The organism is Pseudomonas mercuritolerans, assembly GCF_025706525.1.
Classification (GTDB): Bacteria; Pseudomonadota; Gammaproteobacteria; order Pseudomonadales; family Pseudomonadaceae; genus Aquipseudomonas; species Aquipseudomonas mercuritolerans.
In genome coordinates, this window is sequence record NZ_JAMSHA010000007.1 from 261,600 (window position 1) to 281,436 (window position 19,837).

At 66.2% G+C, this 19,837-nt stretch carries 13 protein-coding genes; all 13 read left to right on the forward strand.

The genetic code is table 11. The features are described 5' to 3' along the window. Window positions 1-22: 22 nt before the first annotated feature. Genes ND528_RS20850 through ND528_RS20910 form a run of 13 tightly spaced genes read left to right on the forward strand, consistent with a single transcriptional unit; the run spans window position 23 to window position 19,812 of the window. A complete protein-coding gene (locus ND528_RS20850) occupies window positions 23-5,479 on the forward strand; it encodes a non-ribosomal peptide synthetase (protein WP_263471126.1) in 5,457 nt (1,818 codons plus the stop codon). Continuing rightward, window positions 5,476-7,209 (forward strand): ABC transporter ATP-binding protein, encoded by a 1,734-nt coding sequence (locus ND528_RS20855; protein WP_263471127.1) that lies wholly within the window; start codon window positions 5,476-5,478, stop codon window positions 7,207-7,209. Before ND528_RS20850 ends, ND528_RS20855 begins: the two co-directional genes overlap by 4 nt. After that, window positions 7,206-8,951 (forward strand): ABC transporter ATP-binding protein, encoded by a 1,746-nt coding sequence (locus ND528_RS20860; protein ID WP_263471128.1) that lies wholly within the window; start codon window positions 7,206-7,208, stop codon window positions 8,949-8,951. Before ND528_RS20855 ends, ND528_RS20860 begins: the two co-directional genes overlap by 4 nt. Continuing rightward, the gene (locus ND528_RS20865; RefSeq protein WP_263471129.1) at window positions 8,945-10,048 is read left to right on the forward strand and encodes a saccharopine dehydrogenase NADP-binding domain-containing protein; all 1,104 of its coding nucleotides are present in this window, start codon (window positions 8,945-8,947) and stop codon (window positions 10,046-10,048) included. The genes ND528_RS20860 and ND528_RS20865 overlap by 7 nt, the downstream gene beginning before the upstream one ends. After that, window positions 10,045-11,079, forward strand: coding sequence for a class I SAM-dependent methyltransferase (locus ND528_RS20870; protein WP_263471130.1), 1,035 nt, complete (start codon window positions 10,045-10,047; stop codon window positions 11,077-11,079). Before ND528_RS20865 ends, ND528_RS20870 begins: the two co-directional genes overlap by 4 nt. Then, complete coding sequence (locus tag ND528_RS20875) at window positions 11,076-12,746, forward strand: class I SAM-dependent methyltransferase (RefSeq protein WP_263471131.1); 1,671 nt, start codon at window positions 11,076-11,078, stop codon at window positions 12,744-12,746. Before ND528_RS20870 ends, ND528_RS20875 begins: the two co-directional genes overlap by 4 nt. After that, a complete protein-coding gene (locus ND528_RS20880; protein ID WP_263471132.1) occupies window positions 12,743-13,921 on the forward strand; it encodes a cytochrome P450 in 1,179 nt (392 codons plus the stop codon). Before ND528_RS20875 ends, ND528_RS20880 begins: the two co-directional genes overlap by 4 nt. Next, window positions 13,918-15,063, forward strand: a complete 1,146-nt coding sequence (locus ND528_RS20885; protein ID WP_263471133.1) for a Gfo/Idh/MocA family oxidoreductase — start codon at window positions 13,918-13,920, stop codon at window positions 15,061-15,063. The genes ND528_RS20880 and ND528_RS20885 overlap by 4 nt, the downstream gene beginning before the upstream one ends. Further along, window positions 15,060-15,779, forward strand: a complete 720-nt coding sequence (locus tag ND528_RS20890; protein WP_263471134.1) for a VOC family protein — start codon at window positions 15,060-15,062, stop codon at window positions 15,777-15,779. The genes ND528_RS20885 and ND528_RS20890 overlap by 4 nt, the downstream gene beginning before the upstream one ends. Then, window positions 15,772-17,370, forward strand: coding sequence for a (2,3-dihydroxybenzoyl)adenylate synthase (locus ND528_RS20895; RefSeq protein ID WP_263471135.1), 1,599 nt, complete (start codon window positions 15,772-15,774; stop codon window positions 17,368-17,370). The genes ND528_RS20890 and ND528_RS20895 overlap by 8 nt, the downstream gene beginning before the upstream one ends. Next, entirely contained in the window at window positions 17,367-18,125 is a 759-nt protein-coding gene (locus ND528_RS20900; RefSeq protein ID WP_263471136.1) for a thioesterase II family protein, read from the forward strand. Before ND528_RS20895 ends, ND528_RS20900 begins: the two co-directional genes overlap by 4 nt. Then, entirely contained in the window at window positions 18,122-18,430 is a 309-nt protein-coding gene (locus tag ND528_RS20905) for an isochorismate lyase (RefSeq protein WP_076953687.1), read from the forward strand. The genes ND528_RS20900 and ND528_RS20905 overlap by 4 nt, the downstream gene beginning before the upstream one ends. Beyond that, window positions 18,427-19,812: an isochorismate synthase gene (locus ND528_RS20910; RefSeq protein WP_263471137.1), complete on the forward strand. Its 1,386-nt coding sequence runs from the start codon at window positions 18,427-18,429 to the stop codon at window positions 19,810-19,812. The genes ND528_RS20905 and ND528_RS20910 overlap by 4 nt, the downstream gene beginning before the upstream one ends. Window positions 19,813-19,837 lie beyond the last annotated feature (25 nt).

Below are 19,837 nucleotides of genomic sequence, written 5' to 3' on the forward strand. Positions count from 1 at the left end.
CTTTTTTCCAGGAGCTGTCCCCATGCCCGCCGCCAAACTGCTAAGCGAACTCAAGTCCCTGGGCGTCGAACTCTGGCCCCAGGATGGCCAACTGAAATTCCGCGCGCCCCAGGGCCTGCTCGACACCGAACGCCTGGCGCAACTGCGCGAACACAAGCAACAGATCCTGCATCTGCTGGAGACACAGGAACGCCCGCTCGTGCAAGCCGATCCGGCGCAGCACCACACGCCCTTCCCCCTCACCGATGTGCAGAATGCCTACCTGCTGGGCCGCCAATCGTCCTTCGGCTACGGCAATGTCGCCTGCCATGGCTACCTGGAACTGAGCTGGCCAACCCTGGACCCGCAGCAGGTGGAACAGGCCTGGAACCGCCTGATCGCCCGCCACGACATGCTGCGAGCGGTGATCGCCAGCGAAGGTTCGCAGCGTGTGCTGCCCGACGTCGACCACTATCCTCTGGCCATCGCCGATCTGCGTGGCGCCACCCGCGAGCAGCACCAGCACGCGGTGCAACAGATTCGCCAGGCCATGGAGCAGAAGCTCTACCCCACCGAGGTCTGGCCGCTGTTCGAACTGCGTATGAGCCGCAGCGACAACGGCGACACACTGCACTTCTCCATGGACTCCCTGATTGCCGACTGGGCCAGCGCGCAGCTGCTGTTCAATGAGCTGGAGCTGTTGCTACAGGATCCACTGGCAACGTTGCCAGCCCTGGACATCACCTTCCGCGACTATCTACTGGCCGAGCGCAGTTTGCTCGAAGGCACCCGCCACCAACGTGACCGTGACTACTGGCTGGCCCGCATCGACGCATTGCCCGCCGCCCCACAACTGCCGACGCCCCTGAGCGGCGAAGACACCCGCGTGCCGCGTTTCCAACGGCACTCGGCGCAGCTTGAGTCGCAGCCATGGGCCGCCCTGAAAAGCGCTGCCAGCGAACGCGGTCTTACCCCATCCATCGTGGTGCTGGCGGCCTACGTCGCCACGTTGCAACGCTGGAGCCAGCAGCCTGCCTTCAGCCTCAACCTGACATTGCTCAACCGCCTGCCACTGCACCCGCAGGTGGATCGCCTGGTGGGCGACTTCACCTCGGTCAGCCTGTTGCAGGTCAACGATCCAGAAGGGCTGGACTTCACCGCCCAGGCACGCCAGTTGGGCAGCCACTTGTTTGCCGACCTGGAGCACCGGCTATTTTCCGGCATCCAGGTCATGCGCGAAATCGGTCGCCGTCGTGGGCGTGAAGCGGCGGCCATGCCGGTGGTCTTCACCAGCGCCATCGGCCTGGGGATCGAGGCACCGCCGGCCAGTCAACGCCGGGTGGGCCACGGCATCACCCAGACGCCCCAAGTCAGCCTCGATTGCCAAGTGATGGATGACGCCAACGGCCTGCACATCCATTGGGACGTGCGCCAAGGCGTATTCCCCGACGGCCTGGTGGACGATATGCAACAGGCCTTTGTCGCCGAACTGCAGTTGCTCGCCCTTGATCCGGCCGCCTGGGAACATCCAGTGCAAGTGCCGCTGCCGGCCTGGCAACAGCGTGAACGCCTGGCGGCGAATGCCACCGCCGCCCCGTTGCCCACCGGTCGCCTGCATGACGGCCTGCTGGCCATGGCTTGGGAACATCCTCACGCCCTGGCGGTGATCGATGCCAGTGGCAGCCTGACCTACGCCGCCCTTGCCGAACGCGCACTGGCCGTGGCCGCCACCCTGCGTGAGGCCGGGTGCGACGCGCAGGAACCGGTGGCGATCCTGATGCCCAAAGGTCTCGACCAGGTGGTGGCGGCTTACGGCGTGTTGCTCGCCGGCGCGGCCTATCTGCCCCTGGACAGCAACGCCCCGGCCGCACGCCGCGACCGCGTACTGCTAAGCGCCAAGGTGCGGCATGTGCTGGGGCATTCCCTGGCGCAGCCGAACACGCCGTTGCCCGAGACATTGCAATGGCACGCCGTAGACCGGTTGCCCTCGGCGGGCGCGGATTTCGAGCTGATCGAGGGCGGCCCCGAGGACCTCGCCTACGTGATCTACACCTCCGGTTCCACCGGCGAACCCAAGGGCGTGATGATCAGCCATCGCGCCGCGCTCAATACCGTGCAAGACATCAACCGACGCTTCGACGTCAACGCCGATGACCGCGTACTGGGCCTGGCGCAGTTGAGTTTCGACCTGTCGGTGTATGACCTGTTCGGGCCCCTCGCCATGGGCGCAACCCTGGTGCTGCCCGACCCGGCACGTGGCGCCGACCCGTCGCACTGGGCCGAACTGGTGCAGCGTCATCAGGTCACGCTGTGGAACTCAGTGCCGGCACAACTGCACATGCTCGCCGACTACCTGCACGCCGAACCCCGCCCACTGGACAGTCTGCGCCTGGCCTTGCTGTCCGGTGACTGGATCCCGCTGAACCTGCCACCGCAACTCCAGGCGTTGCTGCCCAACCTGAAACTGGTAGGCCTGGGCGGCGCCACCGAAGCCTCGATCTGGTCGAACCTGCACCCCATCGGCGCCATCGACCCGGCGTGGCGCAGCATTCCCTACGGCCTGCCGCTGGCCAACCAGGGCTTTCGGGTACTCGACAGCCATTGGCGTGATGCGCCGACCTGGGTGCCGGGCGACCTGTATATCACCGGTGTCGGCCTGGCTCAGGGCTACCTGGGCGATCCGGCATTGAGCGACGCACGTTTCTTTGCTCACCCGCTCGACGGTCAGCGCCTGTACCGCACCGGTGACCGTGGCCGCTATTTGCCGGGGGGTGAACTGGAATTCCTGGGCCGTGAAGACGGCCAGGTGAAAATCCGCGGCCATCGGGTGGAACTTGGTGAGGTCGAGGCCGCACTGCTCGCCACCCCTGGCGTGGACAGTGCGGTGAGCCTGGTCAGTGGCGACCTCTTGGCGTTCGTCACCGCCGCACGCGCCGAACCCGAGCCGCTGCCAGGCGCGCCGTTGCTCACGGCGGTCAAACGTTATGCCGACAGCCAGGTGGGCAGTTTCGATGCGCAACAGGTGCGCGAGTACCAGGCTGACCTGAGTGCCGCCGCCTTGAGTTCGATGCTGGAGGTGTTGCTCAAGGCCGGACTTTTCAGCGGCGAACGGGCCGAACCGGACGCTGCCACAATCCTGCACACCTTGCAGGCCGAGCCGCGCCACCATTGGCTGGTTCGCCGCTGGTTGGGGGCGCTGTGCGAGGCTGGTCTGTTGCACTACACCCACTCGCACTACCGCCTCGCGCAACCCGCGCCCAACCCGGCGCTGGCGTGGGGCCGGGTGGAACAGGCGGTCGCCTCGGGGCTGTGCAGCCAGGCGCTGCTCGACTACCAGCTCAACCATGTGTGGCAACTGCCGCAACTGCTCAAGGGCGAGGTCAACCCGTTCGACTTGCTGTTCCCCCAAGGCCAACTGGACCTGGCCTTGCAGCTATACGGCGGGGATGCCGTGTCGCGTTACAACATCCACAGCATCGCTGCGCTGATCAACCGCCTGGCCACCCACCATCAAGGCGACGGCCCGCTGCGCATCCTCGAAATTGGCGCCGGTACCGGCGCCACCAGCGCGCCGGTCATCGGCTTGCTCGATGGGCTGGAAGTCGACTACCTGTTTACCGACATGACCGCGTTTTTCCTGCCGGCGGCCAAGCAACGCTTTGCTGAACAGGCCTGGGTACGCTATGGCGTGTTGGACATCGACCAGGACATCCGCCCTCAGGGTTTGGCCAGCAACAGCGTGGATATCGTGCTGTGTGCGGGCATGCTCAACAGCGTCAAGGACATCGACAATGCCCTCGGCCAGATCACCGAGTTGCTCAGCCCTGGCGGCTGGCTGGTGTTCAGCGAACCGACCGGCGAATGGCCGCCGATCCTGCTGACACAGGGCTTCATGATGACACCGGCCAATGGCGACCACGACCAGGGCCACAGTGGCCTGCGCGACGCCGATATCTGGCAGGCGCGGATCAAGGCCTTCGGTGGCGAATGCCTGCCTGCCCTGCCCCAGGCCGATCATCCGCTGGCCGCCCTCGGCATGCAGGTATTCGCCGCGCGCTTCAAGGCCGGCGTGCAGCGCCTGAGCGTCGATAGCCTGCGCCGCGCCCTGGCCGAGCGCCTGCCGGACTACATGTTGCCAGCGCACCTGCAGGTACTCGACCGCTTGCCGCTGACCGCCAACGGCAAGGTCGACCGCAAGACCTTGGCCGGCTGGCGCCCTGCCGCCGATGCCCAGGCCTCCAGCAGCCAGGAAGCGCCGAGCGATCCACTCACCGCTGAGTTGTGCCGCCTGTGGGCCGACGCCCTGGGGCTGGCGCAGATCGGCGTCGAGGACAGCTTCTATGAAAAAGGCGCCGACTCGCTGATCCTCGCCCGCGTCGCTGGCCAACTGCGTGAGCAACTGCCCCAGGCCCAGAGCCTGAGCTACGACACCTTGCTGCGCCAGATGCTCAACGAGCCGAATGTCGCCGCCCTCGCGCGCCTGCTCAATCAGGGCGAAGCAACGCCGGGCGCGATTGCCGCCAGCGGTGAAGCGCAACGCTCGTCCAGCAGCAACGCGCTGGTGGTGCCATTTGGCGGGGGTGACGTCGGCCCGGTCCGGGTGATGTTCCACGCCGCCCTCGGCACCCTGGATTATTTCCAGCACCTGGGCCACGCCCTCGCCGACCAGCAGGCCGGCCCGGTGATTGGCTTTGCCGTGGCTGACACCGAACAGTACCTGGCACTGGAGCCCAAAAGCCTGATCGAGCGCGTGGCCGAGGACTACGCCGAGCGCTTGATTGCCGACGGCCATCAACGTTTTCAGCTGATCGGCTACTGCCTCGGCGGGCTGCTGGCCACTGAGGTTGCCCGGCGCTTGCTCGAACGCGGTATGGAAGTGGTCGACCTGAGCCTGATCGATAGCATCCCGATGTTCATCGACACCGACGAGGAGCTGGCCTACGAGGCGATCTTCGTGCCCAACCTGAACCTGGACCCCGTGAAAACCGTGTTTGGCGCGCACATCGAAGACTACGACGTATACCGCGCCATCGACTTGTTGATGGCTCGCGACAACCACCGGGTGCCGGCCGGGGCCATGGCGGCATTGAGCGGCGATCCGGCGCTGGACGCGCTGGCGCTGGCGGTCCAACAGCAATCGGCGCGCAGCCAGGAGGAGCGCCTGACCGAATACGCACGCCTGGCCTCGGGCCAGGTCGGGGTGCCGATCGGCCCCGAACTGGTACCGACGCTGTTTCGTGTGTGCCGCCACAGCATGCGGGCGGCGCGGTTCGACCCGCCGCCGTTCCTCGGCAACATGACCTACCTGCGCTGCCTGGAGCAGCAATCGTTCGGCATCACCGGCGGCGTCGGGCATTTGGCCGCACCGTTCTGGGAAGACGCCTGCCTGGGCCGTTTCGAGCTGATCGACGTGCCTGGCAACCACTTCAGCGTGATCGAACCGCCCCACGTCCACACCGTTACTGCGCACCTGCTTGAGGCCCTCCGGAAAAACTCATGACCACTGCCTTGGATACCCTGAAACGCCCGGTCAATCGCCTTATCTGTCTTGGTGTGGCGTTCGCCGCCCTCGGCGCATTGGTCAACCTGGTGCCCTTTATCGGCCTCACCGAACTGGGCCGCTTGCTGTTGGCCGGCAGCGCCGACAGCAAGACCCTGTGGCTGTGGGCCGCGCTGGTGGTGATCGCCCTGAGTTTGGGGTGGATGGCCAGTGGCGTGGCGCTGTGGTTGACCCATGTGGCTGACCACCGGCTGCAATCAAGTTTGCGCGAAGCCATGGTACGCAAGCTCGGGCGCGTGCCGTTGGGCTGGTACACCGACACCACCTCCGGCGCCGTGCGCAAGGTGGTGCAGGACGACCTCGAAGACCTGCACCACCTGGTCGCCCACCACGCGGTGGAACTCACCGCGGCCATCGTCACGCCGCTGGCGGGCCTGCTGTGGCTGGCGATGCTGAACTGGCGGCTGGCGCTGCTGGCGGTGCTGACACTGCCCATCTACGCGGTGGCATACACCCTGATGATGCGCGGTTTTGGCGCCAAGATGCAGTTGCTGGACAAGAGCATGACCCGGGTCAGCGCGGCAATTGTCGAGTTCGTGCACGGCATTGCCGTGGTCAAGGCGTTCGGCCAGGTCGGCCAGGCGCACCGTAGCTATCAGCAGGCGGTCAACCAGTTCAGCGAGCAGTATGCCGGCTGGGTCAAGCCTCTGCTGCGCCTGGAAGCCTTTTCCTCGATGGCCTTGAGTGTGCCAGTGATCCTGCTGGTAAGCCTGGGGGTGGGTAGCCTGTTGCTGGCGCACGGTTGGATCACACCGCTGGAGCTGTTCGCCGAAACCCTGGTGGCGGTGGTCATTCCGCAGTCGCTGCTGGTGATCAACCAGAGCCTCACGGCCCAGCGTACGGCCCTGGCGGCAGCGGATCGCATCGAAGCGCTGCTGGACGTTGAGGAATTGCCTTCGCCCAAGGCCTGCGTCCAACCCCAGGGCAGCGACATCCGCTTTGAACAGGTGCAGTTCGGCTACGACGCCGAGCACCTGATCCTCAAGGGCGTTGACCTGCACTGCCCGGCCGGCAGCGTGACCGCATTGGTCGGCGCGTCCGGTGCCGGCAAGTCGACCCTGGCCAAGCTGGTGCCGCGCTTTCATGACGTCAACGCCGGCCGCATCTGCGTGGGCGGCGCCGATGTGCGCGAGATCGACCCGCGCCAGTTGTATCAACACGTGGGCTTCGTGTTGCAGGACGCCCAACTGGTGCACGGCACGGTCGCCGACAACCTGCGCCTGGGCCGCCCGGATGCCAGCGATGCAGAGGTCGAGGCGGCAGCGCGCTCCGCGCAGATCCATGCCCGTATCCAGGCCTTGCCCCGGGGTTATCAATCGGTGATCGGCGAAGATGCGATCTTCTCCGGTGGCGAGGCGCAGCGCGTGTCGATCGCCCGCACGCTGCTGGCCGACACGCCAGTGCTGATCCTCGATGAAGCCACCTCCCACGCCGATCCAGAGTCCGAAGCACTGATCCAGGATGCACTGTCTGCCTTGGCGCGTGGCCGCACGGTGCTGGTGATTGCCCATCGCCTCCCGAGCATTAGCGGGGTCGACCAGATAGTCGTCCTCGACCAGGGCCGCGTGCTGGAAAGCGGCCGCCATGAACACCTGCTGAACGCCAATGGCGCCTATGCCCGACTGTGGCGAGCCGGCACCGAAACCCCTGCCGTGGAGATGTCCCTGTGATCCGCAGCCTTGTGACCTTACTGGGCCCGGCCCATGCCCCGTGCCTCTACCGTTACCTGGCGTGGCTGGTGACCAGCGCCGTGTTGCAAGGCCTGGCCGTGGCGCTGCTGGTGCCGATCCTGCAAGCGTTGTTCGCCGGCGACCTGCCCACGGCCACCGCCTGGCTGGCGGGCCTGGCGGCCATGGTGGTGCTGACCTGCATCGCCCACTACCAGCAGGCCATGAAGGGCTTCGCCCTGGCCTTGTTGGTGCTGACGACCTTGCATGATCGTCTCGGCCAGCATCTGGTCAGCCTGCCGTTGGGCTGGTTCAACTCGGAAAAGGTCGGGCGCCTGTCACGCAGCGCTACCAGCGGTACGTTGATGGTCACCGGTTTGTTTGCCCATTACCTGGGGCCGGTGGTGTCCGGGGTGGTGGTGCCGGCCACCGTGGCGCTGACGCTGTTCGTGTTCGACTGGCGCTTGGGCCTGACGGCTGTGTTGTGTGCGCCGCTGATCTACTTCACCCATCACTGGTCGGCCGCCGCCATCGGCAGCAACGATGCGCGAGTGGAAGCCGCCGCGACACTGGCCGGCAACCGGGTGGTGGAGTTCGCCCGCTATCAGCAAGTGCTGCGCGCGTTTGGCCGCACCCAGGACGGCTACGCGCCGTTACAGGCGGCCAATCAGGCGCAAAAGCTGGCGGGTGGTTCGATGCTGTCGCAGACCTTTCCCAAGCTGCTCGCGGGTGGTTTGACCGTGCAGCTGGCCTTTGCGCTACTAGTCGGAGTGGGCATTGCACTGGCGGCTCATGGTGAAATCGATGCGATCCAGTTGGTGGCCCTGCTCGCCCTGGCAGCACGATTCGTGGGGCCATTGGCCGAAGCCGCAGCACGCAGCGGCCTGTTGCGCATGGCCGGCAACGACCTGGATCAATTGGTGAGTATCCTGCGTGAGCCGCCGTTGCCCGAACCCGCCGTCAGCCTGCCCCTGTCAGCACCCGGCAGCCTGGCCTTGGAACACGTGAGCTTCGCCTACCCGAGTGGCCCGACGGTGTTGCGCGACCTGACCTTCAGCGCCCCGGCGCATTCGATGACAGCGATTGTCGGCGCGTCGGGCTCGGGTAAGACCACCGTCACCCGCCTGTTGATGCGTTTTTTCGACACCACAGCGGGTAGCGTCAAGGTCGGCGGCGTGGACGTGCGCGAGCTGTCCAACGCGGCGCTGATGGCACAACTGTCGCTGGTGATGCAGGACGTGTACCTGTTCGACGACAGCCTGGAAGCAAATATCCGCGTGGGCAGCCCGGACGCCAGTGCCCGCGAAGTCGCCGAAGCGGCACGGCTGGCCGGCGTCGATGAAATCGTCGCCCGCCTGCCGCAAGGCTGGAACACGCCGGTGGGCGAAGGTGGCGCATCATTGTCCGGCGGTGAGCGCCAGCGCGTGTCCCTGGCGCGCGCCTTGCTCAAGCGTGCGCCCATCGTGCTGCTGGACGAAGCCACCGCCGCGCTCGACCCGCACAACGAAGCCTTCGTACAGGCCGCGATTCAACGCCTGATGCAACACTCGACCGTGCTGGTGATCGCCCATCGTTTGCCGACCATCATGGCCGCCGACCAGATCCTGGTGCTGGATGAGGGGCGTCTGGTGGAGTCGGGCACCCACGCGCAACTGCTCAGCCTCAACGGTCGTTACGCAGGGTTCTGGCATGACCGTCAGCGCGCCGGTGGCTGGCGCCTGAATGCGCAGGCACAGCCATGCTGATCGGGGTGCTGGGCGCCAGTGGCGACGTTGGCCTGGCCAGCGCACAGGCCTTGTTAAGCCTGGGCCTGCAGGACATGCGCCTGGGCGGGCGTGACGCGCACAACGGCGCGCGCTGCCTGGCGCTGCTCCAGCAACAATGGCCCGACGCACGCCTGCAATGGGCGGCCGTGGACTTCAACGACACGCCGGCCCTGGCCAGGTTCGCCCGTGGCTGCGACCTGCTGCTCAACTGCGCCGGCCCCTCCTGGCGCGTGGCGGACCGTGTCGCGCAGGCCGCCTTGAACGCCGATGCGCATTACGTCGACGCCGCGGGCGATATCCAACTCGACCCGGCTTTATGGCGCGGGCGCAGCGCGGTGCTTGGTGCGGGCCTGCAGCCGGGCCTCACCGGCCTGCTGCCACGCTGGCTGGCGCTGCAGGGGTTTACACGGGTGCTGGGGCTGAACAGCTATTTCGGTCTGCGTGATCGCTTCACGGCGATCGCCGCCGACGACTTCCTGCAAGGGGCGGTAGACGGCTCTAGCGAGCCCTTGGCGGCCTGGCACAACGGCCGTTGCAGCCGCGCACTGCGACGCAGGCGCGATGTGCTGCTGCCGTGTTTCCCCGGGCCGGTGCATGTGCTGCCCTATCTGAACCGGGAAGGCGAACGCTTGGCCAGGGACCTGCGCCTGGAAACAGGCCAGTGGTTCAACGTGATGACCGACGGCCATGTACTCAAGGCCCTCGACCAGACGCACAGTCTGCCGCGTGCCGAAGCGGTGCAACGCTTATGTAGGGCCAGCCAGCTGGACCTCAGTGGCCAGCCATCCTTTGTCACGTTGTTGCTGCAACTCGATGGCCTCTGCGACGACCAGGCGTACACCCGCAGCCTGGTCGTCAGCGGCGCGGGCAATGCGCCTCTGACCGGCGCCATGGCGGCAGTCACGGTGGTGAGTGTGCTCGAAGGCGAAATTCGCCCAGGCTGCCATGACGCCGCGTACGCGTTGCCGCCCGCCGCCAGCCTTGAGCGCCTGCAACGCACTCAGGCGATCCGCGCACTGACCGTGCAGGACCACCCACTCGCACACCTGCAACACGCCGAAGAAGGTTGCCTATGAACACCGCCCTTAACGCACTGGAACAACTGAGCCTGGGTGTCATGGCCGACGTGCTCCTGCGTACCCAGGCCTTGCCGATGCAGGTCTGGCGAACCGCCGCACAGCTTAACCAAGCGATCGGCACCGCACCGCGTCACGCCTGGATCGTGCGGCGCTGGCTCGCGGCGTTGTCGCGAGCCGAAGCCGTGCATGTAGACGGCGAGCGGTTGGCCTGGAATGGCACGCCGCCTCAAGCCGCCATCGGCGATTTGCCAGGGTTGTATGCCGAGCTGGGTTTCCCGTCGAACATGGCGCAACTCCATGCCCAGGTCATCGAGTGCCTGCCCGAGTTGCTGCGCGACCGCGTCGCCCTGGCGCCGCTGCTGGTGCTCGCCGGGGATCCGGTAGCGGTACTCGGTGCGTACCAGCACAACCACTTCACCGCCGCGATCAACCAGGCACTCGCGGCCCGTGCGCGGGAAGCCAGCGCCGCCGACGACGTGTTGCAGGTGCTGGAGCTCGGCGGCGGTGCCGGCTGTACCACGCGTGCCGTGCTGGCAGCCCTGGAGAACCGTGAAAAAGCTTATCGCTTCACTGATATCAGCTCACTGTTCACCGGCGCGGCTCAGCGCGCATTCCGCCTGGAGCCCGGTATGCAATTAGGCCTGCTCGACCTGGACCGCGACTTTAGCGAGCAAGGCATCGCGCCCCGTAGCCAGGACCTGGTGATCGCCGGCAACGTGCTGCACAACGCCTGCGACCTGCCGCGCAGCCTGGCGCGAATCCGCGCTTGCCTGCGCGACGGCGGCACCTTGCTGTTCAGCGAATCCATCGCCGACAACCCGGCGATGCTGACCTTCATGCACCTGTTGCTGTCTCCGCCGGCCGGCGCGCCGCTTCGGGCCACCGACGAGGTGTTCATGCCACCCGAAGTCTGGCGCCAGGCCTTGCACGTCGCGGGCTTTGAGTTGCTCGACCTGTGGCCCGCGGCGACCGACCCGCTGGCCGCCGCCGGACAACGTCTGTTCCATGCCACCGGAGTTTCCCGATGAACGTCGACACCCTGCTGATCAACCTGCCCACTGCGCCCTGGCAACTGCCTGGGTTTACCGACCTGGGCGTTCATCGGTTGGCGCCCGCCCGGCTGCTGGCCTTGCTTGAGCGCCAACGCCCGGCTGTGGTGATGATGAGCGCCGAACAGCTAGAGCGCCTGCTGGATTTCCCCGCACTGGCGTTGAGTGATTTGAGCCACCTGCAACAGGTGCTGTTCGTCAGCCACCGCACGGGTGACTGGCAGCTTGCGGAGCGTGCGGCGGCGCAACTCGATTGCCGCGTGCAAGGTTTCACGGAGCAATGGCACGACTTGGCCAGCGTAAAGCTGGCGCATCAACGCTGGCTTGAGCGCGCTTTGGGCCATCCTCAAGTCCATGCCGTTGCCCTGCACGGCCAGACGCTGTTCGTGGTGCCGCATCCTTGCCCGAGCAGGCCGGTGGACGATCACCTGGCCGCGACCGAGGCCGCCCTCGACCAAGCCTTTGAACCTGCACAACTGGTGGAGTCGGTGCGACTCAATGATCGACTGGGTCACGCCGCGCTCCTCTCCATGCTCAATGGGCTTGAGCAGTGTGGGTTGCTGCCGGCACCGCTTAATGACGTGGCCCACAGCCTGGCACTGGCGGGCATTGCCCCTGGTCACCGGCCGTTGATTGCGCGCTGGCTGGATGTGCTGCAGTCCCAAGGCCTGTTGCAACGCGTCGCCGATCGGTTGCAGCCCACCTTCGACGCGAATGCCTGGAGCGATATCGCCCTGGAAGGTATCTGGGCCCAGTTGAGCGTGGAGTGGGCACGCAACACAGGCGGCAGCGGCACCCTCGACTATGCGCGGGAAAATGCGCGGCAGTTGCCGTTGTTGATGCGCGGTGAGTGTGCGGCGGTGCACCTGTTGTTTCCCGAAGGCCGCACCGAGCGCGCGGCGGCGCTGTACCGCGAGAGCCTCGCAGCGCAATACCAGCACCGCGCCGTCGCGCACTGGATCGGCGCCTGGGCCGCACGCCAGCCGGCCGGTGTGCCGCTGCGCGTGCTGGAAGTCGGCGCCGGCACCGGGTCCACCACCCAAGCGGTGTTGCCCGCCTTGGCGAATGCCAGCGTGGATTATCTGTGCACCGACGTGTCGCGCTACTTCAGCGAGCAAGCCGCCGAGCGGCTCAAGGACTGGCCATGGGTATGTCATGGCGTGTTCGATATCGACCGCCCGGCCCTGGCCCAGGGTTATCCCAGCCAGAGCTGGGACCTGATCGTTGCCGGGGGCGTGCTGAATGCCGCCCGCGACACCGAGCGGTCCCTGGCCACCCTGCTTGCCTTGCTCAAGCCGGGCGGCTGGCTGGTGTTCAGCGAACCGACCCAGGAGGAATTCTGGGTGATGGCCTCCCAGGCTTTCATGCTCAACCAGGCCAGCGACGAACGCCAGCTCAGCAGCGCCACCTTCCTCGACCTGTCGCAGTGGCAAAGCGCATTGGCGCGGGCCGGATTCCACGGCAACCGCAGCCTGCCCGCCGCCACACACCCGCTGGCGCGCCTGGGCCATCGCGTATTCGTGGCCCAGGTCCCGGCCCAACGCCTGAGCCGCGCCGTACTGGCGGCCCATCTGGAAGACTCCGAACTGCAGCTTGAGCTGCTCGACCATTTGCCCGACCTCAGCACCGCCAAGGACTTGCCATGACCCCGCTGGCCTACCCATTCAACCGCTTCACCGACCTCAAGCTGGCGCAACCCTATCGCCATGCCCAACAGGCACCGGGGCTGTTGCGCATCCAGATGCCCATCGGCGCCCCCGCCTGGCTTGCCACTCGCTATGACGACGTACGCCTGGTGCTCGGCGACCGGCGCTTCAGCCGCAGCGAAGCGTTTCGCCGCGACGATAGCCCTCGTGCCTTCCCACGCATCGCCGGTGGCATCGTGATGATGGATCCGCCGCAACTCACACGAATCCGCTCGCGCGCCGCCCAGGCTTTCACTCGCCGCCGCGTCGAAGCCCTGCGTCCCCACGCCCGCGACTACGCCCATCAGTTGATCGACCGCATGCTCGCCGCCGGCCCGCCGGCCGATCTGGTCAACGACTACGCCTTGCCGTTGCCCCTGGCGATGATCTGCGAGCTGCTGGGTGTGCCGGTGCAGGACCGTGACCGTTTCAAGGTGTGGAACGACTCCCTGCTGTCGACCCGCCATGAAGACGCGGATCAGACCCAACTTCACCTGGGCGAACTGGCCGCGTACATCAAAGACCTGGTGGCCGAACGTCGACGCGCGCCACGCGATGACTTCATGACCGCCCTGACCCAGGCCGACGAAAAAGGCGAGTCCCTCAACGAGGAGCAATTGCTGCTGCTGTGCATTGCGATCCTGGTCGCCGGTTACGAAGGCAGTGCCTCGCAGATACCCAACTTTATCCAGGTGCTGCTGGACAATCCCGCGCAGTGGCAACAGCTCAAGGCCGATCCCGAGCAGATACCGCAGGCGGTCGAAGAGCTGCTGCGCTACATCCCGCTGGCCTCGGCGGCGATGTTTGTGCACTACGCGCTGGAAGACATTCAGGTCGGTGAAACCCTGGTGCGCCAGGGCGACGCGGTGTTCGCCTCGATCGGCGCCGCCAACCATGACCCGGCCCGCTTTGAAAACCCAGAGGCGCTGGACCTGCAACGGGATGCCAGAGGCCATTTCGGCTTCGGCCACGGCCTGCATCACTGCATCGGCTCAGCCCTGGCGCGGGTCGAATTGCAGGAGGCGCTGCACGTCCTGATGGTGCGCCTGCCCAGCCTGCAGCGCTGTGGCGACGTGCAATGGAAAACCGCGACGTTCTTTCGCGGCGCCCACTGCCTGCCGGTGACCTGGTCATGAGCCGCCCGACTGCACGCAAACGCGTGATCGTCGCCGGCACTGCGTTTGGCCGTATCTACCTGCAAGCGCTGGCACGCGCCCAGGCCGACTATGAACTGATGGGCATCCTGTCACGCGGCAATGCCTACTCGCGCGCCTGCGCCGCGCACTATGGCGTACCGTTGTACGAGGCGGTGGAGCACGTGCCGGATGACGTCGACATCGCCTGCGTTGTGGTGCGCTCCGGCGCCACAGGCGGCGCCGGCAGTGAGCTGGCCCAACAGCTGCTGCGACGCGGTATCCACGTGCTGCAGGAACACCCGGTGCACCACCGCGAAATCACGGCGTGCATGCAGGCCGCTCGTCAAGGCCAGGCAGCCTACGCGGTAAACACGCTATACCCGAACATCCTCGCGATCCGGCGCTTTCTCGCCGTGGCCGAGTACCTGCGCGAACAGCAAGGGCTGGCGTACATAGACGCGGCTTGCAACAGCCAGGTGGCCTACCCGCTGCTGGACATTCTCGGGCGCCTGGCCGGTGGCCTACGGCCCTGGGTGTTCGCGGCACCAGCCGCCGGGGTCGGGGCGCAACCCTTCATGCGGCTCAACGCGAGTTTCAACGGTGTGCCGATCAGCCTGCGCATTCAGAACCAGGTGCACCCACAGGACCCGGACAACCATTCCTTCCTGTTGCATCGCCTCGAAGTGGGCTGCGAAGCCGGCGTGCTGAGCCTGGGCGACACCCATGGCCCGGTACTGTGGAACCCGCGCCTGCATGCCCTACGGGACAACACCGACCGCCTGATCATGGCCGGCCCCGGCAGCGAACGCCTGGCCGGGCCGACGATGGTGGTGCTCGACCCGCAGATTCCAGCGAGCTATCACCAGGTGTTCAACCAGCTCTGGCCCGACGCGGTCAGCCTTGCGCTGGGTGAACTGTGTCGCGACATCGCCGACCCCACACGCCGCCTGCGCAGCGGCGTGTGGGCCACCGAGGTGTCCATGGCCTGGCGCGAAATTAACGGCCTGATCGGCATGCCCGAACTGATCGAGCCCAGGGTGCCGCGTGCGCTGTCACTGGCCGAACTCCATGCCCGTGCCGACGCCGTACAACCCCCTTGCGGTGACGACACCGCCCAACTGCTGGGAGCCCTGCCGTTTTGAACACTGCCCAATCCTCTTCCGCCTGCAGCCATGTGCTGCTGTGGGTGCGCGACTTGCATCAGGCCGTGGCGAATTTTCGCGCCGCCGGCTTCGAGGTCACTTACGCCACTGCCGAAGCCAGCGCACAACACGCGCACATCTGGTTCAGCCAGGGGCCGATCATCGAACTGTTGACCACGCCGCGCCATGCCTGGCTGTTCAAGTGGCCCATTGACTGCCTGGTCGGCCGGGGTGCCGGACGGCGCATGTTGCGCTGGGCCGCCCAGGGCGAAGGCTTCTGCGATCTGGCCCTGCTCTGCGAAGATCCGGCCCTGGCGCCTCGCCTCAAGGGTCTGGCGGCTTGCGGGGTCAGCATGGGACGTACGGTGAATTGGCGGCGCACCTGCGCCGATGGCAGTCAGACGCGCTTTCGTTTCGTGTACCCGCGCCATGATCGCTTGCCCTTCCTGGTCACGCCCTACTCACCGTCCCAGCACCCGGCGCACAGGGTCCACCCCAATGGCGCTACCGGGTTGGCCGCGGTTCATTTGGGCGTACACCCCGACGACAGAACCGCCCTCGACCTGCTGGCTGGCGATGATCCGCTGCTGCGCCTGCAACCGGCCACGCACACCGGCGTACAGGCGGTGCAAGTCACCGGCCTTACGCACCCGCTGAATCTGCACGGTGCCCAGTTGCTGGGCTGCCCGACTGCCCAAGGAGATTGCCATGCTTGATGGATGCACAGACTGGCCCGACGACTTTATTCGCCGCTACCGCGAGCAAGGCTACTGGCGCGGCGTGCCCTTGGGCGAACTGCTGCGCGGGCAGGCCCGGCGCACGCCAAACAAGGAGGCGCTGGTAGACGGCTCGCGGCGCTGGAGCTACGCCGAGCTCGACCATCAGGCCGACCGCCTGGCCGCCGGCCTTGCCGAGCGCGGGCTGGTGGCTGGCCAGCGGGTGCTCGTGCAGTTGCCGAATATCGCCGAGTTCTTCAGCCTGACCTTCGCCCTGCTGCGTGTGGGCGTGATCCCGGTGTTTGCGCTGCCGGCCCATCGCGAACATGAACTGGCGCACCTGGCGCACCTCAGCCAGGCAGTCGCCTATGTGATTGTCGATCAGCATCTGGGCTTCGACTATCGCCCGTTGGCGCGCACACTGCGCGAGCAAGTGCCGAGCCTGCAACAGGTGTGGGTGGTCGGTGCCGCCGAGGAATTCGTGCCGCTGGCGCAGTGCGTAGCCAGCCCGCGCGAACTGCCTGCGCCGGATTCACGGGAGGTGGCGGTGCTGCTGTTGTCAGGCGGCACCACCGGCCTGCCCAAACTAATCCCGCGCACCCATGACGACTACGCGTGCAATGCGCGCCTGGCCGCCCAGGCGTGTGGGTTCGATGCCAATACCCGATACCTCGCCGCACTGCCGGTGGCGCACAACTTCCCCCTCGCCTCTCCTGGTGCTTTGGGCGTGTTCAGTGTCGGCGCTACCCTGGTGCTGGCGCCGGAACCGAGCCCGGACACCGCCTTTGAGCTGATCGAACGCGAACGCATCACCCACACCGCCCTGATCCCACCGCTGGTGTTGCTGTGGCTGGAAGTCGCGCAGTGGTCCGATAACGACCTGGGCAGCCTGCAATGGCTGCAGGTCGGCGGCGCCCGGCTCAAGGCCGAGATCGCCGCACGCATCCACCCGGTCCTGGGCTGCGGCCTGCAACAGGTGTACGGCATGGCCGAGGGCTTGCTGTGCTTCACGCCACTGGATGATCCGCAGGCGCGGGTGTTCGACACCCAGGGGCTGCCGCTGACCGCCGACGACGAGATCCGCATTGTCGACGCCGACGACCAGTCGGTGGCCCCTGGTGCCGTCGGTGAATTGCTGGTGCGTGGGCCCTACACCATTCGCGGCTATTACAACGCCGCCGAGCAGAACCAGCGCGCGTTTACCGCCGACGGTTTTTACCGCAGCGGCGACTTGGTGCGACGCCTGCCCGAGGGGCATCTGATCGTCGAGGGACGCAGCAAGGATGTGATCAATCGCGGTGGCGAGAAAATCCCCGTGGAAGAGATCGAAAACCTGCTGCTCGGGCATCCGCTGATTCGCGATGTGGCGCTGGTGGCCCTGGTCGACGAGTTGCTCGGGGAGCGCAGTTGCGCCTGCGTGCTGGCCCACGGCGAGCGGGTCGACCTGGCCTCGATCAACGCCTGGTTGCGGGAACGCGGGCTGGCCGCCTACAAATTGCCGGATCGCTTGCAGGTGCTGCGCGAGTTCCCGCTGACACGCCTCGGCAAGGTTAACCGCAAGGCCCTGGCGGAGCAGGTGCTGGCGCTATGAGCGGCGTTGCATCGCCCTGGCTGCGCGTGCTGCGAGAAAGCGAACAGGCGCGGGCGCGTCTGGTGTGCCTGGCCCATGCCGGGGGCAGCGCGAGTTTCTTTCGCCCGTGGCTGGCACACCTGCCGGGAGATATCGACCTGTTGGCCGTGCAGTATCCGGGGCGTGAAGAGCGTTTCAACGAAGCCCATATCCCGTGCCTGGACAGCCTCGCCGGGCACATTACCGAAGCGCTGCAAACGCTTCCCGCCCGGCCCTTGCTGCTGTTCGGCCACAGCATGGGCGCGGCGCTCGCTTACGCCGTGGGGGTGCGCCTGCAAGCAGCAGGTTCTGGAGCCGCCCATGTGTTTGTCTCGGGTCACGCGCCTCCACATCGACAACCGCCCAGTGACCTGCACCGCCAGGACGACGATGCGCTGGTCGCCGACATCCTGCGCCAGGACGCCGACGCCGCCGGCCTGTGGGCCAACCTGCAACTGCGTGCGTTGTTCTTGCCGACCCTGCGCAGCGACTACCAGGCCATCGAAACCTGGCGGCCTGCGCGCCTCGCACCACTGGCGGCACCACTCGACGTACTGCTGGCCCGAGATGACACGCAAGTCAGCCTCGAACAGGCCCGCGCCTGGGCCGACCTTAGCGACCACACCCCGGATATCCGCCTGTTCGACGGCGACCACTTTTACCTCAGGCATCAGCCGCGACCGGTGATCCGTCACCTGTTGCGTCGCACCGCCGACCATCAGGGAGACTCGGTATGAAAACCCCAGAACACTGCACTGGCCTTTCGGACATTCGTCATGCCATCGACAGCCTCGACCAGCAAATCATCGACGCCCTCGGCCTGCGCATGCAGTACGTCAAGGCCGCCTCCGCGTTCAAGCCTGACCAGGCCAGCATCGCCGCTCCGGAGCGCGTCGCGACGATGTTGCCGCAGCGCCGGCAATGGGCGCAGGCCGCCGGGTTGGACGGTGAATTTATCGAAGGGCTGTTCAACCAGATTATCCACTGGTACATCGCCGAGCAGACCGCCTTCTGGCTACAGAAAAAGAGCAAGGTCGTATGAACGCGGCCGCATTGCTCAAGGTGTTCCAGACCGCGCACCAGCGTGCGGTGGCGTATCAACGGCCAGTCATCGCGGTTTCTTCGCACGCCGCACCGACGCTGGAGGCCGTGGCCCTTTACGAAGCCCACCGGCAGGGTTTTTTCTGGTGCGCGCACTCGCCGGACCTGACGCTGTTCGGTCTTGGCTGCGCCTGGCAGATCGAGGCCAGCGGCGCCCAGCGCATGCTAGAAGTAAACCGCCAATGGTTCGCACTGTGCGCCGACGCGGTGATCGATGGGCCCAAGGCGCCTTTGCTGCTGGGCGGCATGCGCTTCGATGAACAGCGGCCATGCGCGCCACATTGGGCCGCCTTCGCTGACGCCAGTTTTCATCTGGCCCATTGGCTGCTCAGCGAAGACGCCGACGGCCGCTGGCTGCGCTGCCAGCGGGTAGTCGAACCTGGCAGCGACCCGGCGGCATTGATCCGCGACAGCCTCGCGGCCTACGCACAACTGCTCAACCCTCCCGCCTTGGCCGCCACCTCATCCAAAGTACTCGAATGCACCGCGCTGCCTTCACCGCAGTGGCAAGCCAAGGTGGACCAGGCGTTGCAAGCCATCGCCGCTGGCGAGCTGAGCAAGGTGGTGCTGGCGCGGCATGTCGACTATCAACTGGACGCGCCCCTCGACAGCGGTGCGGTGATGCGTCGGCTACACGCCCGTCGCAACGCTGCCCACTTGTTCGCCCTGCATCGTGGCGGGCACTGCTTCATGGGCGCCACCCCCGAGCGGCTGCTCAGTTGCCATGACGCCCGCCTGACCACCCACGCCCTGGCGGGCAGTGCGCGACGCGGCATCAATGCCGACCAGGATCACGCCATAGGCGAACGCTTGCTCGCCGACCCCAAGGAGCAGCACGAACACCAGTTAGTGGTGCAGACCATCACCCAGGCCCTGACCGGCAAGGTCAGCGAACTGCAGGCCGCGCCGCGCCCCGGCTTGCTGAAACTGGCCACGGTGCAGCACTTGAGCACGCCCATCGCTGCGCGGCTCAACACCGGCAAACACCTGCTGGACGGCGTGCAGGCGCTGCATCCCACGCCGGCGGTCGGTGGTTTGCCAAGAACCACAGCCATGAGCTTCATCCGTCGCCACGAAGGCTTTGACCGAGGTTGGTATGCGGGGCCCGTGGGCTGGCTGGACTCAAAAGGTAATGGAGATTTCGCGGTAGCCCTGCGTTCTGCGCTAATCACGCATCAACACTGTCATTTGTTCGCAGGGTGCGGGATCGTTCATGGTTCATGGCCTGCCGATGAGTATGAAGAGACTCAGATCAAACTTGCCAGCATGGAGGAAGCATTACTGCTGTTTCCATGCCGATCAATATCTAGCAGAGAAGTATAGCTACAACTGGATAACGTTCCACTTG